The 14,691-nt window shown below is 77.5% G+C and carries 10 protein-coding genes; 3 read left to right on the top strand and 7 right to left on the bottom strand.

The window, feature by feature from the left end:
- Nucleotides 1–59 precede the first annotated feature (59 nt).
- On the bottom strand, nucleotides 60–440 hold the full coding sequence (locus AC3WUG_RS08805) for an SHOCT domain-containing protein (RefSeq protein WP_492327330.1): 381 nt from the start codon (nucleotides 438–440) through the stop codon (nucleotides 60–62).
- A 205-nt stretch (nucleotides 441–645) separates the two neighbouring features.
- Here AC3WUG_RS08805 and AC3WUG_RS08800 point away from each other — a divergent pair, with 205 nt between their 5' ends.
- Nucleotides 646–3,399: a cation-translocating P-type ATPase gene (locus tag AC3WUG_RS08800; RefSeq protein WP_492327329.1), complete on the top strand. Its 2,754-nt coding sequence runs from the start codon at nucleotides 646–648 to the stop codon at nucleotides 3,397–3,399.
- 62 nt (nucleotides 3,400–3,461) lie between these two features.
- On the top strand, nucleotides 3,462–4,961 hold the full coding sequence (locus AC3WUG_RS08795; protein ID WP_492327355.1) for an MFS transporter: 1,500 nt from the start codon (nucleotides 3,462–3,464) through the stop codon (nucleotides 4,959–4,961).
- 239 nt (nucleotides 4,962–5,200) lie between these two features.
- On the opposite strand, the gene AC3WUG_RS08790 is transcribed toward AC3WUG_RS08795, so the two are convergent.
- Both AC3WUG_RS08790 and AC3WUG_RS08785 read right to left on the bottom strand, forming a co-directional pair.
- Entirely contained in the window at nucleotides 5,201–5,536 is a 336-nt protein-coding gene (locus AC3WUG_RS08790; RefSeq protein WP_147793667.1) for an SHOCT domain-containing protein, read from the bottom strand.
- 83 nt (nucleotides 5,537–5,619) lie between these two features.
- Nucleotides 5,620–6,057: a DUF6325 family protein gene (locus AC3WUG_RS08785; protein ID WP_239194470.1), complete on the bottom strand. Its 438-nt coding sequence runs from the start codon at nucleotides 6,055–6,057 to the stop codon at nucleotides 5,620–5,622.
- Between the two features lie 298 nt (nucleotides 6,058–6,355).
- On the opposite strand from AC3WUG_RS08785, the gene AC3WUG_RS08780 reads away from it, so the two are divergent.
- On the top strand, nucleotides 6,356–8,902 hold the full coding sequence (locus AC3WUG_RS08780) for a winged helix-turn-helix domain-containing protein (protein ID WP_492327328.1): 2,547 nt from the start codon (nucleotides 6,356–6,358) through the stop codon (nucleotides 8,900–8,902).
- 24 nt (nucleotides 8,903–8,926) lie between these two features.
- Here the strand turns inward: AC3WUG_RS08780 and AC3WUG_RS08775 are convergent, their stop codons facing one another.
- The 4 genes from AC3WUG_RS08775 to AC3WUG_RS08760 form a co-directional block, all read right to left on the bottom strand.
- On the bottom strand, nucleotides 8,927–9,424 hold the full coding sequence (locus tag AC3WUG_RS08775) for a hypothetical protein (protein ID WP_492327327.1): 498 nt from the start codon (nucleotides 9,422–9,424) through the stop codon (nucleotides 8,927–8,929).
- A 10-nt stretch (nucleotides 9,425–9,434) separates the two neighbouring features.
- Nucleotides 9,435–9,917: a DUF1269 domain-containing protein gene (locus AC3WUG_RS08770; protein ID WP_492327326.1), complete on the bottom strand. Its 483-nt coding sequence runs from the start codon at nucleotides 9,915–9,917 to the stop codon at nucleotides 9,435–9,437.
- A 97-nt stretch (nucleotides 9,918–10,014) separates the two neighbouring features.
- On the bottom strand, nucleotides 10,015–10,992 hold the full coding sequence (locus tag AC3WUG_RS08765; protein ID WP_492327325.1) for a hypothetical protein: 978 nt from the start codon (nucleotides 10,990–10,992) through the stop codon (nucleotides 10,015–10,017).
- Between the two features lie 9 nt (nucleotides 10,993–11,001).
- Nucleotides 11,002–14,658 carry a TM0106 family RecB-like putative nuclease gene (locus AC3WUG_RS08760; RefSeq protein ID WP_492327324.1) on the bottom strand — a complete coding sequence of 1,219 codons (3,657 nt, stop codon included), beginning with the start codon at nucleotides 14,656–14,658 and terminating at the stop codon, nucleotides 11,002–11,004.
- Nucleotides 14,659–14,691: the final 33 nt, after the last annotated feature.

Here is a 14,691-nt window from a genome sequence, read left to right as displayed (position 1 = left end):
TCCCCCCCCCCCCCCCCCCCCCCCCCCCCCCCCCCCCCCCCCCCCCCCCGGGTCCGGACTCACGCCGCGAGGGCACGCGCCTTCAGGCGGCCGAACTCCTCGGTGTCGATGACGCCCTGGTCCAGCAGGGCCTTGGCGTCGGCGATCTCGTCGGCCGGCGACCTGCCGGCCGTCTGGCGGATGTACGAGTCCGTCTGCTGGCGCGCGCTCGCGATCGCCGCCGCGTGCCGCTCCGCCATGCCCCGCCCGCGGGCGATGACGTAGACGAGCATGGACAGCCACGGCACCACGACCAGAGCGACGATCCAGAGCGCCTTCCACCAGCCGCTCAGGTCGCGGTCCCGGAACAGGTCGCCGCAGATCTGCCACAGCAGCACGAGGTAGGCGACGAAGAGGAACCACCAGATCATCAGCCAGAACCAGTCCCAGAAGTCGTTCACGGTCCCACCCCTCGCTCGAGCCGCGGCCGACCGCGTCCGTGACCGGCCCGGTGACCACGGTGCCGGGCCGCGACCTGCGGCGTCACACCCGTCAGGGGTGAGCCGGGGCCCGACTACCCGCGCCGGGTGAGGCCCGCCCGTCGGCGCCGCGGCGACCGTGGTCGAGGGGGCGTCGCCGGGCGCCCACGCGGCGACGGGCGGGGACATGACGACGACCGAGGTGCCGGCGCGGGAGTGGCACGGCGCGACCGTGGCGGAGACGTGCGCGGCGTTCGGGGTGGACCCGGCGCGCGGGCTGACGGCGGACCAGGCGGCCGAGCGGTTGCGGGAGCACGGGCCGAACGCGCTGGCGGAGGAGAAGCCCGAGCCGAAGTGGCGCGCCTTCGCCCGGCAGTACGCCGACCTCATGCAGCTGGTCCTGGTCGGCGCCGCGGTGGTGAGCATGGTCGCGCTGCGCGACCTCGGCACTGGGCTGGTGATCCTCGCGCTGACCGTGGTCAACGCCCTGATGGGTCTGCACCAGGAGGGCAAGGCCGCCGAGAGCGTGGCGGCCCTGCGCACGATGCTCGTGATGACGGCCCGGGTGCTGCGGGACGGCCAGGTGCTGCAGGTGCCGGCCGAGCAGCTCGTGCCGGGCGACGTCGTCCGGTTCGAGGCGGGGGACAAGGTGCCCGCCGACGGGCGGCTCGTCGTCGCCGCGTCGCTCGAGATCGAGGAGGCAGGCCTGACCGGCGAGAGCACCCCGGTCCCGAAGTCGGTCGACCCGGTGACCGGCGACGCCGTCCCGCTCGGCGACCGCGTCGACATGGCGTACATGAACGCCCAGGTCACCCGCGGCCGCGGCGAGATGGTGGTGACGGCGACCGGCATGGCCACCGAGGTCGGCCGGATCTCCGGGATGCTCAGCGCGGTCGAGACCGACGAGACGCCGCTGACCCGCCAGCTCAACCGGCTCACGGTGATCATCACGCTGATGGCCGCCGTCGCGCTGGTGCTCGTGATCGTGCTCGGCCTGGCGCGCGGCGAGGACTTCGACACCCTGTTCCTGGTCGGCATCAGCCTGGCGGTCGCGGCGATCCCCACCGGGCTGCCCGCCGTCGTCACCATGCTGCTGTCGCTCGGCACCCGGGAGCTCGCCGGCGCCGGGGCGATCGTGAAGCGGCTGCGCTCGGTCGAGACGCTGGGGGCGACCTCGGCGATCTGCTCGGACAAGACCGGCACGCTGACGCTCAACCAGATGACGGCGCGCCGCCTGGTGCTCGCGGGCCGGCGGTTCGGCGTGGACGGCGAGGGGTACGCGACCACCGGGCGGATCCTCGCGACCGGTGGCGGCCCCGAGGTCCGGCTGGAGCCGTTCCTGCTGCCGATGGCGCTCGCCAGCGACGCGACCGTCCGCGACGGGGACCTGGTCGGCGACCCCACGGAGGGCGCGCTGGTCGTGCTGGCCGCCAAGGGCGGGCTGGACGTCGAGGAGACCCGGCGGGCCTGTCCCCGGGTCGCCGAGGTGCCGTTCGACGCGGCGTACAAGCTGATGGCGACGTTCCACGACGTCGAGGTCGACGGGGTGGCGGCGGTGCGCTGCTACGTCAAGGGCGCCCCCGACGTGCTGCTGGCGCGGGCGACGCACTACCGGGACGCCGACGGCAGCACCCGGCCGATCGGCGACCTGCGGGAGCGGGTCGAGGCGGAGAACGACGCACTCGCCGGCGAGGGGATGCGGGTGCTCGCGCTGGCGCAGAAGGACGTCGGGCAGGCCGACCTCGCGGGGGAGCTGCTCGACCTGGTCGACGGGCTCGAGCTGCTCGCGCTGGTCGGGATCGTCGACCCGCCGCGCAAGGAGGCCCGGGACGCGATCGCGGCGTGCAAGGACGCCGGCATCCGGGTCCGGATGATCACCGGCGACCACGTCACCACCGCGGCCGCGATCGCCGGGCAGCTCGGCATCGAGGGCCGGGCGCTCACCGGGGCCGAGTTCGCCGCCATGCCGGACGAGCGGCTCGAGGCCGAGGTCGACAGCATCGGCGTCGTCGCGCGGGTCGCCCCGCAGGACAAGGTCCGGCTGGTCGACGTGCTCAAGCGGCGCGGCCAGGTGGTCGCGATGACCGGCGACGGCGTGAACGACGCGCCCGCGCTCACCCGCGCGGACATCGGCGTGGCCATGGGGATCACCGGCACCGAGGTGACCAAGGACGCCGCCGAGATGATCCTGACCGACGACAACTTCGCGACCATCGTCACCGCGGTGGAGCGCGGCCGCGGGCTGTACGACAACCTCATGCGGTACATCCGGTTCCAGATGGTGGTGCTGGTCGGGTTCATCCTCACGTTCGTCGGCGCCGGGATCTTCACGGTGGCGGCCGGCGTGCCGCTGTCCCCGCTGCAGATCCTGTGGATCAACTTCGCGATCGACGTGGTGCTCGCGATCGGCCTCGGCTTCGACGCGCCGGCCTCCGACCTGATGCGCCGGCGCCCGCGCGCCGCGGACGCGCCGGTTCTGGGGCGAGCGCTCGGGGCCCGGCTCGCCGTCGACGGGGTGCTCGTCGCCGTGGCCGTGCTGCTGGTCGTCGCCTGGGCCGAGCCGCGGTACGGGCTGCTCGTCGCCACCACGATGGGGCTGACCGCGATGTCGCTCGTGCACGTGGTGGTCGCGGCGGAGTGGCGGGACCGGTTCCGCAGCGTGCTGCGCGCCGAGACGGTGGCGAACGCGCGGTTCGTCACGCTGGTGCTCGTGGTCCTCGGGCTCACGGTCCTGGTGACCTCGATCCCGCTGCTGCAGCGGCTGTTCGGCACCACGAACCTCACGCCGCAGCAGTGGGGCGTCTGCCTGCTCGCGGTGCTGGGCTACCTGGTCGTGGCCGAGGTGCTGCGCTGGGGCGCGCGGCTGGCGGCGCACCGGGGCGGGGCGCAGGCCCCGACGGGGGCCGCGACGCCGGCACCGGCGGGCGCCCGGAGCCGGTGACCGCCCCGGCCGAGGCGCTCGGCCGCACGGAGCGCCGGCTGGCGGTGCTGCTCGCGCTCGCGATGTTCGTGCTCGTCGTGGACACCTCGCTCATGAACGTGTCGATCTCCGCGGTGGTGCGCGACCTCGACACGACGGTGAGCGGCGTGCAGTCCGCGATCGCGCTCGAGGCGCTCGTGTCCGCGGCGTTCATCCTGGTCGGCAGCAAGGTCGGCGACCTGATCGGGCGGAAGCGGGCGTACGTGCTCGGGCTGCTGGGCTACGCCGTCGGGGCGGCCGCGATGACCTTCGCGCAGAGCCTGACGGCGGTGATCGTGCTGTGGGCCGTCGTCGGCGGGCTCGGCGCGTCGCTGCTGCTGCCCGCGATGCAGTCGCTGGTGCACGGCAACTTCGCCGGCACCGCCCAGAAGAAGGTCTACGCCCTGGTCGGCGCCGCCGCCTCGATCGCCGCGGCCGTGGGGCCGCTGCTCGGCGGGTTCATCACCACGTACCTGTCCTGGCGGGTCGCCTTCGGGCTCGAGCTGGTGGTGATCGTCCTGGTGCTGTCCGGCATCCGGCTGGTCCGGGACGTCCCGTACACCGGGTCGCGCGAGGTCGACGTGGTCGGGGCGCTGCTGTCCGCCGCCGGGATGGGCGGCCTCGTGCTCGGGGTCCTCGCCTGGCAGGAGGGTGCCGAGTCCGTCGGCCTGCTGCTCGCGGTCGGGGTGCTGGCGCTCGCGGGCCTCGCACGGTGGCTGGTCCGGCGGTCCCGGGGCGGCCGGGCGGTGCTGATCGACCCGGGCCTGTTCCGCGCCCCGCGGTTCCGGATCGGCGTCTCCCAGCAGCTGCTGCAGCAGGTGGCGCTCGGCGGGGCGATGATCGCGCTGCCGATCTTCCTGCAGATGGTCCTCGAGTACGACGCCATGGCGGCCGGGCTCTCGCTCGCGCCGCTGTCGCTGAGCATGTTCGTCGTCGCGCTGACCATGAGCCGGCGGGCGGGACGGTGGCCGGCGCACCGGGTGGTGCTGGGCGGGTTCCTGCTGCTGGTGGCGGGCGTCGCCGCGCTCCTGCCGGTCGTGCCGCGTGCCGGGTCGGGGTGGGCGCTCGCGGCGCCGCTGGTCGTCGCGGGGTGCGGTCTGGGGCTGCTCGTCTCGCAGCTCAACGACTACACGCTGTCGCCGGTGTCCGAGGAGCGGGTCAGCGAGGCGGCGGGCGTGAACTCGGCGGGCGGGTCGTTCGGGCTGTCCTTCGGGCTAGCGCTCGCGGGCGCGGTGCTGCTCGCGACGCTGTCGGCCGGGTTCACCGCCCAGGCGCGCGCCAGCGACGTGCTGGCGCCCGCGGACCAGGAGCGGGTGGCGGCGGCGCTCGACGAGGACGCCGAGCTGATGAGCACCTCGCAGCTGGAGGCGCTGCTCGCGGACGAGCCCCCGGCGGCCGCGGCCGAGGTGGTGCGGATCAACGAGGAGGTGCGCCCGCGCGCCCTCCAGGCCGCGCTGCTGGTGCCGCTGGTGGCCGGCGCCCTGGGCGCGGCCAACGCGCTCCGCATGCGCCGCGCGGCCGCCGCACCGCCCCCCGCTGCCTGACCTCCCCGCCCGCGTGCCCCCGGCCCACCGCCCGCGCTCGCGCCGCCCGCGCCCGCTCCGCCCCTACCCGCTCCGCCCCCACCCCCCGCGCGCGTCCCCGCCGAGATGGCAACTCTCGGCTGCGTCGGCGGGCCTCGCGACAGCCGAGAGCTGCCATCTCGCGCGACGGGGCGCCTGGGCGAACGACGACGGACCCACCCGCGCCGGTGTCGGTGCGGGTGGGTCCGTCGGCGGTGCGGTCAGCTCGCCAGGATGCGCGCCTTCTGGTCGGCGAACTCCTCCGCCGTCAGCACGCCCTCGTCCCGCAGCCGGGCCAGGTCGCGCAGCTGCGCGATCCGCGCGTCCGCGGCGTCCTGCGCCGGCGAGCCCGCGGGCACCGCCGGGTAGGGCGGCTCCTGGCTGTACCCCGGCGGGCCGTAGCCGGCCGGGACGGTGGCGCCGTACTGGGCCTGGGCCGCGCGCGCGTCCTGCTCGGCCCACCGGCCCTGCTGGCGCCGCTGCACCCGCCCCGACACCGCGCTCGCGGTCCCGGCGATCACGGCCGTCCTGGCCACCCCTCGCAGCAGTCCGGGCATGGTCCCCTCCTCGTCGTCGTGTCCTCGTGTCCTCGTGTCCTCGTGTCCCGCGCTCCGACCGCCGGGCGTGCCGGCGCGCCGGCTCACACCTCCGTGGCGTCCAGCGCCGCGAGCAGCGCCTGCACCGGCACCCGGCCGCTGGCGACGAGCTGGCCGCCCCCGCGCCGCAGGGCCGAGGCGAACGGCGCCGCCCACGCGTTCTCGTAGACCAGCACCCCTGCCGCGGCCCCGGGCGCGAGCGCCGCGGCGGCCTCGGCCAGGTCGTCGTCGCCGAGCAGCCCCGAGGACGCGCCCTCGAGCACGGTGACGTCGAAGTCGCCGGTCGCGTCGAGCTCGCGCAGGTCGATGCCCGTGACGGTGCCGTCGTCGGCCTTGGCGACGAACGCCAGGTCGAGGACGCGGACGACGCCGCGGTCGACCAGGTCCATCAGCAGGGGGAACGCCTCGCCGTCCAGGCGGTTCTCCGGGAACTCGACGACCAGGTAGTCCACCGGGCCCATGTCCTCGATCGCGGTCTCCACGACTGCCTCCTGCGCTCCGCGGCGCCCGGGACCTCCGGGCGGGGCCGCCCCCGCGAACCCGGTGCCTACGCTCGTCGGGGCGGTCCGGGCGGGCATCACCCGCCGCGGGTGGACGCCCGGAAACCGCCTTCGCACCGGCGACCCGGGGGTATACGTTCCGACCATGGGCTCCTCGGGGAGGGGCACCGGACGAGAGCTGCGCGAGCCGCCGGGCAGGGTGACCGGGAGACTCGCCGTCCGGACGCCGGAGCAGCGCACCCTGCGACCGTCGGCTGCGCGCACCGTGCGGCGCCCCGCCGTGGACAAGCTGCTCGACGGGGACGGCGACGGCCGGCTGACCGTCGTGGCGGCCGGCGCCGGGTGGGGCAAGACGACCGCGGTGGCGACGTGGGCCGCAGCGCGTCCCGGGCCGGTGGCGTGGCTGTCGCTCGAGCCCCGGGACACCGTGCCGCAGGCGCTCGCCAGCCGGGTGCTGGAGGCGCTGCGGACCAGCGGTGCGGTGCCGGCGGACCACCCGCTCGCCCGGCTGCAGGTGCCGCCGACGAGCACGCCGGCCTTCGTCGCGCGGTGGATGCGCGGGCTGGAGAGCCTGCCCGCCGAGTCGACGCTGGTCGTCGACGACCTGGACGTGGTGCGGCACCACACCGTGGTGCAGACGGTCCGGGACCTGCTCGCCGCCGACGTGCCGCTGCGCCTGCTGGTCCTCAGCCGGTCGGAGCCGCCGATCGGGCGGCGCGGCGCCACGGTGCTCGAGGCGGAGGACCTCGCGTTCACGGTCGCGGACGTGCGGGCGCTCGGGGAGGTGGAGGGCGTCGACGTGACGGCGGAGCAGGCGCGGCTGGTGCTCGAGCGCACCCAGGGCTGGCCGACCGGCGTCCGGATCGCGCTCGGCCGCCTCGCCCGGCTGCAGGGGGCCGGCGAGCCCGTCGCCGAGGAGGACGTCGAGGACGCGCTGGCCGACGACCGCGCGGTCGCGGACTACCTCGTCGACGAGGTGGTGGACCGCCAGCCCGGCGCGGTGCGGTCCTTCCTGCTGCGGTCGAGCGTCGTGCCGACCTTCAGCCCGGAGCTCGCCCGGGCCCTCAGCCCCGGCGCGCCGGCGGGCCGGCTGCACGACGCCCTGGCCGCCGCGCACGACTTCGTGGGGCCGGTCGCGCCCGCGGGCGCGGCGCTCCGGTACCACCCGCTGCTCCGGGAGATCCTGCACACCACGCTGCGGGTCCGGGACCCCGAGGGGCACCAGGACGCGCACGCCTGCGCCGCCCGGTGGCTGCTGCGGCACGGCGACCCGGTGGCGGCGCTCGACCACGCCACCGAGGCGGAGGACGGCGAGCTGGTCGGGCGCGTCGTCGCCGAGGCCGCGGCGCCGCTGCTGGTCACGCCGAACCGGGAGGCCGTGCGCCAGGCGCTGCTGCGGCTGCCGTACGACGAGGCGCCGCCGGCCGCCTGGTCCGAGCTGTGCGCCGGCTCGCTCGCCCTGGTCGACCGGGCCTACCCGGCGTGCCGGGCCCACGTGGCACGGATCCGGGCGCTCGCGCAGCACGACGCCGCGCACGCGGGCCGGCCGCCGGTCGCCGCCCGGGTGCTGGCCGACCTGCTGGACGCCGCCGCCGCGCGGGGCACCGGCGACGTGGCGGGGCAGGGGAGCGGCGCCGTCGCCGCGGCCCGGGCGCTCGCGGAGGTGCCCTGGCCGTTCCCGGCGTACCTGCCCTACCTGCGCGCGGCGCACGACCTGCGCGGCGGGTCGCTGCTCTGGCAGGGCGACGCCGTCGGCGCCCACCGGGAGCTGGCGGCGTCGGTCGCGGAGGACCCGGACGCCGTCGACCTGACGTCGCTGAGCGCGCGCGCCGCCCTGTCGCTGGCGCTCGCGGTGCTGGGCCGGCTGGACGCGGCCGAGCGGGCCGCCCGCGAGGCGGTCGACGTCGCGGTGGGGTCCGGGTGGACCGGGTACGCGCACGTCCGGCCCGCCTACGCCGCCCTCGCGTGGGTGGCGCTGCTCCGGGCCCGCTGGGGCGACGCCGACCGGGCGGTCGCGTACGGGCTCGCCGCGACCGACGCCGGCGACGACCCGTGGAGCGTCGCGGCCCTGCACGCGGTGCAGGCGCTCGCGGCCCTGGCCCGCGGGCGGGTGCGGGCCGCGGCGCACGCGCTCGCGGCCGAGCGGCCCGCCGGACCCGTCCCGGCGCTGGTCGCCGGGCTCCGGCTGCGCGCCGCCGCGGAGCTCGCGGCGCTCACCGGCTCCGACGCCGCCGTCGCCCCGGCGGACCCCCGGATCGCCTCCCCGCTCGACGCGCTGGTCGCGGCGCGCCGCGCCCGCGCCCAGGGCGACGTCCCGGCCGCCCTGCGGCACGCGCGGGTCGCGGCCGGGTGGGCGGCGGACACGGGGCAGGTGCTCACCCAGACCGAGGCGTGCCTGCTGCTCGCCGACCTCGCGGAGGAGCGCGGCGCCCCCCGCCTGGCGGACGACCTCGCGCGGCGGGCGCTCGCGGTCGCGGGCACGGAGCGCGTCGTGCTCCCGTTCGTCGTCCCGCGGGCCGCGGGCGGTCCCGCCCTCGCGCGGGTGCTCCCCGAGCGGTCCGACGCCCTGGCGGTGGCCCTCGTCGAGCACCTCGGCGCGCCCGAGCCGGCGCCGGAGCCCGAGCCGCTGCCCGTCCCGCTGACGGACCGCGAGCTCAGCGTGCTCGCCGCGCTGCCGAGCATGGCGAGCAACACCGAGATCGCCGAGGAGCTGTTCGTCTCGGTGAACACCGTCAAGGCGCACCTGAAGTCGCTGTACCGGAAGCTCGACGTGCAGACCCGGCGGGCGGCGGTGGCGCGCGGGCGGTCGCTGGGCCTGCTGAGCTGACCGGGCCCGCGGAGCGCCGGGGCCTCAGTGGTGCAGCGCGTACTTCAGCGCCACCATCGCGACGCCCAGCAGCCCGATGCCCACCGAGTTGGCCACGCGCGCGAACCCCCGGACACCACCGGACGTGGCCATCCGCCAGCCGACGCCGACGAGCAGCGCCGTGTTCACCAGCAGCGCGACCCGCACCCCGGTGCCGGTCGGCACGTCCACCAGCGCCTCCGCCAGCAGCACCGCGACCGGCACCAGGCACGCCGCGACCAGCGGGAGGCCGTCCGTGACGACCTCCCGCCGCTCCTCGCCGTGCAGGCTGCGCCCGAGCAGGGTCCGCGTCGCGGTCCAGTGCGCGTAGCTCTCCGCCGCCCAGTACACGAGGAGCGTCCCCAGCAGGGCGAGCGCGAGCCGCGCCAGCCCGATCGAGTCCGGGGCGGCCGCCAGCACCGACCCGGTCACGACCAGGCCGTACAGGTGCCCCGCCCGGCGCCGGACCAGCCGGGGCCGGGTCAGCGCCTCGGTGCCGGCCACGGCGGGCCGCTCAGCCGAACGTCTCGAGCAGCAGGCTCTTCTCGGCCTCGGTCAGGTTCGTCGCGACGAGCCGGGAGCCCAGGCCGTGGAACCGCTCGCCGAGCCGGTCGAGGTCGCCGTCCTGCGTGACGGCCAGCAGCACGGAGGTGCCCTCGGTGGTCTCGTCCCGGAGCTTGATCAGGTCCTGCTCGTCGATGCCGACGCCCTCGACGGACTTGGCCAGGGCGCCGATGCCCGCGCCAGCCGCGGCGCCGAGCAGCGGCACGAAGAACAGACCGCCGACCAGCAGGCCCCACAGCGCGCCCCAGCCCGCCGCGTGCTTGCCGCCCTCGTGGTGGTGGTGCAGCTCGGGGCGCTTCTCGCCCTCGGGCCAGGACACCACCGCCGAGTCCACGACGGTGACGATCCCCTCGCCCTGGGCGTCGCGCAGAGCGCCCCGCGCGCGCTCGGCGCCCTCGGGGGTGTCGAACTTCCAGGCCGTGAACGTCGTCATCGCTCGTCCTCCTCGTGCGGCGGCGTGCGCGCGCCGGTCCGGGTCCGGGCACGGCGTGCCCGCACTGCACTGTCCCCCGGGCGGCGCGGCGCCCGGCTCACCCGGGCGGGGTGAGAGTCCCGGCCGGTGCCCCGTCCGCCCAGGCCAGCACGCGCAGCGCCCGGAGCGTGATCCAGCGGCTCGGCTCGCCGACCCGGTCCTCCATCGCGACGTGCACCGCGCCCGGGTGCACCCGGTCGAGCGCCCACCGCCCGTCCGCCCGCCGTCGGGACCGCACGTGCGCGACCGCCTCGGCCGTCCGCGGGTCCGGCGGGGCGCCGGTGGCGCGCAGGTGGTCGAGCGCCCGGAGCACGTCGTAGTGCCAGTAGAACGGGAACGCCAGGTCGAGGTAGGCCGGGTCGACGACCTCGCCGGTGCTGAGCCGGCGGAGCAGACCGCGTGCCAGCAGGTACTCCTCGCCGCGGAGCCGGGCCGCGCGCGCCGCGGCGACCCGGGCGGCGTCGGGGTCCGCCGCCGCGCGCTCGTACGCCAGCAGCCCCTCCAGCACGCACGCCGTCGTGTCGAACGACGACCGCACCGAGCCGTTCTCGGCCTCGCAGTTCCATCCGCCGTCGCCGAGCTGCTCCCCGAGCAGCCGGTCGACCACGCCGGAGACGTCGGCCCCGAACAGCGCCCCGGTCTCGACCGTGCGGCCGTTGATGCACGGCTCGACCTCGCCGTCGAAGAACCGCTGGCCGGCGTGCTCCCACCGCGCGTTCCGGTCCACCAGCGCGACCGCCTCCCGGGCCTCGGGCGACGTCGGGTCGAGCCCGAGCAGCCCGAGGGTCTGCAGCGTGTGCATCGTGGCGGTCCACGGCTGCCCGGGCCCCTCCCCGCGGTACCCCGCGGGGAAGCACGCGCCGCCGGCCCACAGCCCGTCGGCGTCGCGGGCGGCGCGCAGCCGGGCGCCCCAGCCCTCCCGGGCCACCCGGGCACGCTCGGCGGCGACCGCGCCCGGCGGTGCGCCGGTCAGGTCGCGCATCGCCTGCCAGCGGATGGCCGGGTCGCCGTCGAGCAGCCACGCCAGGACGTCCATGCGATCAGGCTAGGCCCGGGGTCCGACGCCCGGACCCGCGGTCCGGGCGCGGGCGGGGTCCGGCGCCGGCGCGCCGAGCCGGAGGAACGCCCCGAGCTCGGCGAGCTGCGTCGGCGCGGCCGGCAGGTAGTCGGTCAACCGCGGCGACCGCACGAGCACGGCCGCCCACTTCCCCCGGGACAGCGCGACGTTGAGCCGGTTGCGGGACAGCAGGAACTCCATCCCGCGCGGCACGTCCTCGGGCGTCGACGCCGCGAGCGACACGAGCACGACCGGGGCCTCCTGCCCCTGGAACCGGTCGACCGTCCCCACCCGCACGCCGCCGAGCCCCGCCGCCGCGAGGGCCCGCGTGAGGGTCCACACCTGGGCGTTGTACGCGGCGACGACCAGGACGTCCTCCGGGGTCAGCGGTCGCACGGCCCCGTCCTCGGTCCAGGCGCGCCCGACCACCCCGCGGACCTCCGCGACGACCTGCGCGGCCTCCTCGACGCTCGACACCGCGTTGCCGTCGTGGTCGACCAGCACCGTGCGCACGCCCGCGGGCACGCCGTCGAGGTGCCGGGCCGCCGCGACGGGCACCGCGTGCAGCCGCCCGTCGTAGGCGAGCTCCGACACCGGCGCGCACAGGTCCGGGTGCATCCGCCAGGTGGCGTCGAGGAAGTAGCCGAGCTCCGGGGGGAGCGTGTCGTGCCCGTCGGTCAGCCAGCCCAGCGCCGAGGTGTCGACCGGCTCCGGGTGGTGGCCCTGGGACACCTGCGGCAGCTGCTGCGGGTCGCCGAGCAGCAGCAGGTTCCGCGCGCCGGCGGAGGCGGCGAACGTGTTCGCGAGCGAGAACTGGCCCGCCTCGTCGACGACGAGCAGGTCGAACCCGCCCGCGGGCACGCGGTCGGGGTGCGTGACGTCCCACAGGGTGCCGCCGAGGACGAACCCGCCGCGCTGCGCGGCGAGGAACCGGCCGAACGCGCCCGAGCCGGTCAGGGCCGTCCACGCCGGGGCCGTCGTCGCGCCCGGGCGGGGCTTCTTGCCCACCGCGGCCGGGTCGACGCCCGCCTCGACGACCTTTGCCAGCAGGTTCTCCACCACCGCGTGCGACTGCGCGACGACACCGACCCGCCAGCCGTCGGCGACCAGCGCGGCGATCACGTGCGACCCGGTGTAGGTCTTCCCGGTCCCGGGCGGGCCCTGCACGGCCAGGTAGGAGCCGTCGAGGTCGCGCAGGGCGGCGGTGATCGCGCCGACCGTGCCGCCCGGCGCCGCGGCGGGGTCGGGCAGCGGCCGCCCCGAGCGGGTGCGCGGGGGGAGGCGGCGCGCGAGGTCGAGGGCCGCCTGGTGGGGGACGGCCGGCAGACCGTCGGCGACCCGCTCCGCCAGGCCCCGCAGGGCCGCGGCGATCGTCCCGGTCGGCGGGGGCGGCGTGGGACCGAGGCCCATCGGCAGCCGGTCGTGCGGCGCCCACGCGGCCTGCAGCCGCTCGGACACCAGGAGCTCGTCGCGGGCGCCGGGCCCGTCGCCCGCGGAGGTCACGTCGAGGACGGTGAAGCCCGGGGCGTACCCGCGGGTGGCGTGCCGCGGGACCTGCGCGTGCTCGGGCGCGGGGGCGTCGAACAGGCCGAAGCAGGTCGCGCCGGCGCGCAGCTCGCTGCCGGGCTCCAGCCGCCCCGTCAGCCGCAGGACGCGCTGCCGGGTGCGGGCGCGCGGCGGGGTGTGCCAGTCCGTGACGACCTCCGCCCGGTCCGCGACGAACGTCGACCGCGGGTCGGTCCAGTCGGCGGGGTCGGCGGACAGCCGGTCGAAGTGCGCCCACCAGAACGGCTTCTGCTCGCGCCAGTGGTAGCCGAGGGCGGCGCCGAGCAGGGCGACGGCCTGCTGGTCCGGGGTGCGGCGGCCGGCGTCGGCGGGGTCGCGGTGCGCCGGGTCGTCCGCGTGGGCGGCCAGCGCCGCGACGAGCGCGTCGTGCTCCGGGGCGTCGTCCGCCGCACCCGCGCCGTCCCCGCCCGTCGCCCCCGCGCCGTCGCCCGGGTCCGTCGGCACGTGCGGTCGCGGGCGCACCCCCGCCTCGGCGCCCTTCCCGAGCAGCCAGTCCCGCAACCGGCGGGTCGAGTCGCAGTCGTACGCGTTGTACTCGGCGATCGCCGCCAGCGCCGCCCGCCACCCGGCGTCGTCGCCCGCGTCCCGCAGCGCGCACGCCCGCGCGTACTGGTCGATCGAGTCTCCCGCTGTCGTGACGTCGCCCGTCCGCCGCCCCGGCATGTAGAGCGGCTCGAGCTGCTTCAGCGAGGCCGAGCGCTGGCCCGTGCGCAGCGACCCGCGCACCGTCGCGTACAGGTCGACGAGCACCCCGGCGCGCAGCAGCTCGTCGACCTCCGCCTCGCCGACGCCGTGCCGCGCGGCGAGCCGGAGCAGCGCGGTCTTCTCGTACGGGGCGTAGTGGTAGACGTGCATCCCGGGGTGGGCGGCCCGGCGCTCGCGGACGTAGGCGAGGAAGTCGGCGAGCGCCTGCTTCTCCTGCGCCCGGTCGTGCGCCCAGAACGCCCGGAACGGCGCGGCGGCAGCGGGGGAGGCGGGCGCCTCGACGAGCCCGAACAGGTACTCCAGGCCCCAGACGGCGGGCTCCCCGTCGGCGCCGACCTCCCCGGCCGAGTACAGCGGGTCGCCCTCGAAGTCGAAGAACACGTCGCCCGGGTCGGGGGCGGGCAGCGCCGCGATCGGCGCCGTGTCGACCACGTCGACCAGCACCGAGCCGTCCCCGTGGTCCTGCCGCGACTGGAGCGCCGCCTGCGCCCGCAGCGTCGCGAGCGCCTCCGCGCCGACCCCGTCGACCGGCTCGGCCCGCGTCGCCAGGTCCTCGATCGTGCGCACGCCCGCCTCCCGGAGCCGCGCCGCCTGGGCCGTCCGGACGCCCGCGACCAGCAGCACGTCCCGGCGCGCCTCCAGCTCCGGGGCGCACACGGCGCAGCGGCCGCACGCCCGGTACCGCGGGTCGCCCCAGGCGGCCGGGGCGTCGTCGCCGCGGTGCGCGTCCAGCAGCCGCTCCAGCCGGTCCCGGCGGTCCCGGTACACCGGCACCAGGTCGCGGAGCCGGTGCCGCGTGGTGCGCCCGTCGCCGAGCACGAGCTCGGCGTGCTCGGTGAGCGGGATCCCCGCCGCCGCGAGCTGGTCCGCGTACGCGGCGACCTGCAGCAGCGCGGTGGGGCGCTCGTGCCGGGCGAGCTTGGCGTCCACGACGGTGTACCGCGGCGGGTCGGCCGGACCGCCCTGACCGCCCGGCCCCCGCACCAGGAAGTCGGCGTACCCGAGGAACGTGCCGTCGAAGAGGGCGGCCTGGCCCAGCACGTCGACGCCCGCGCGCAGCAGCGCCAGGGTCCGGTCGCGCGCGGCCGTCAGCCCGGCCGCGGTGCGGTCCTCGGGCCGGGGGAGCACCAGCACCCCGCGCCCGGTGCCGGGGTCGTACGGGCCGAGCGCGGTGCGGTGCGCCTCCAGCAGCCGCCGCTCGTGCGCGGCACCCAGGCGCCCGGCGCGGGCCGCCGTGGGGTCGACGTCGCGGGGGACCGCCGGCCCGCGGCCGAGCGCGGCGTCCAGCGCACGCGCGACGGCGAGCTGGCACGCCGCCGCGGCGCCGAGGTCGCTCGCGCTCAGGACCAGCGCGCCGTCGTCGAGGATCTGCACGCCAGGAGGCTACGGGGAACCTCGGACACGCCG

It is taken from the genome of Cellulomonas sp. EB106-03-03-XG116 (assembly GCF_058792015.1).
The sequence above is the reverse complement of the archived record's forward strand: the minus strand, read 5'-3'. Positions and strand labels throughout refer to the sequence as shown.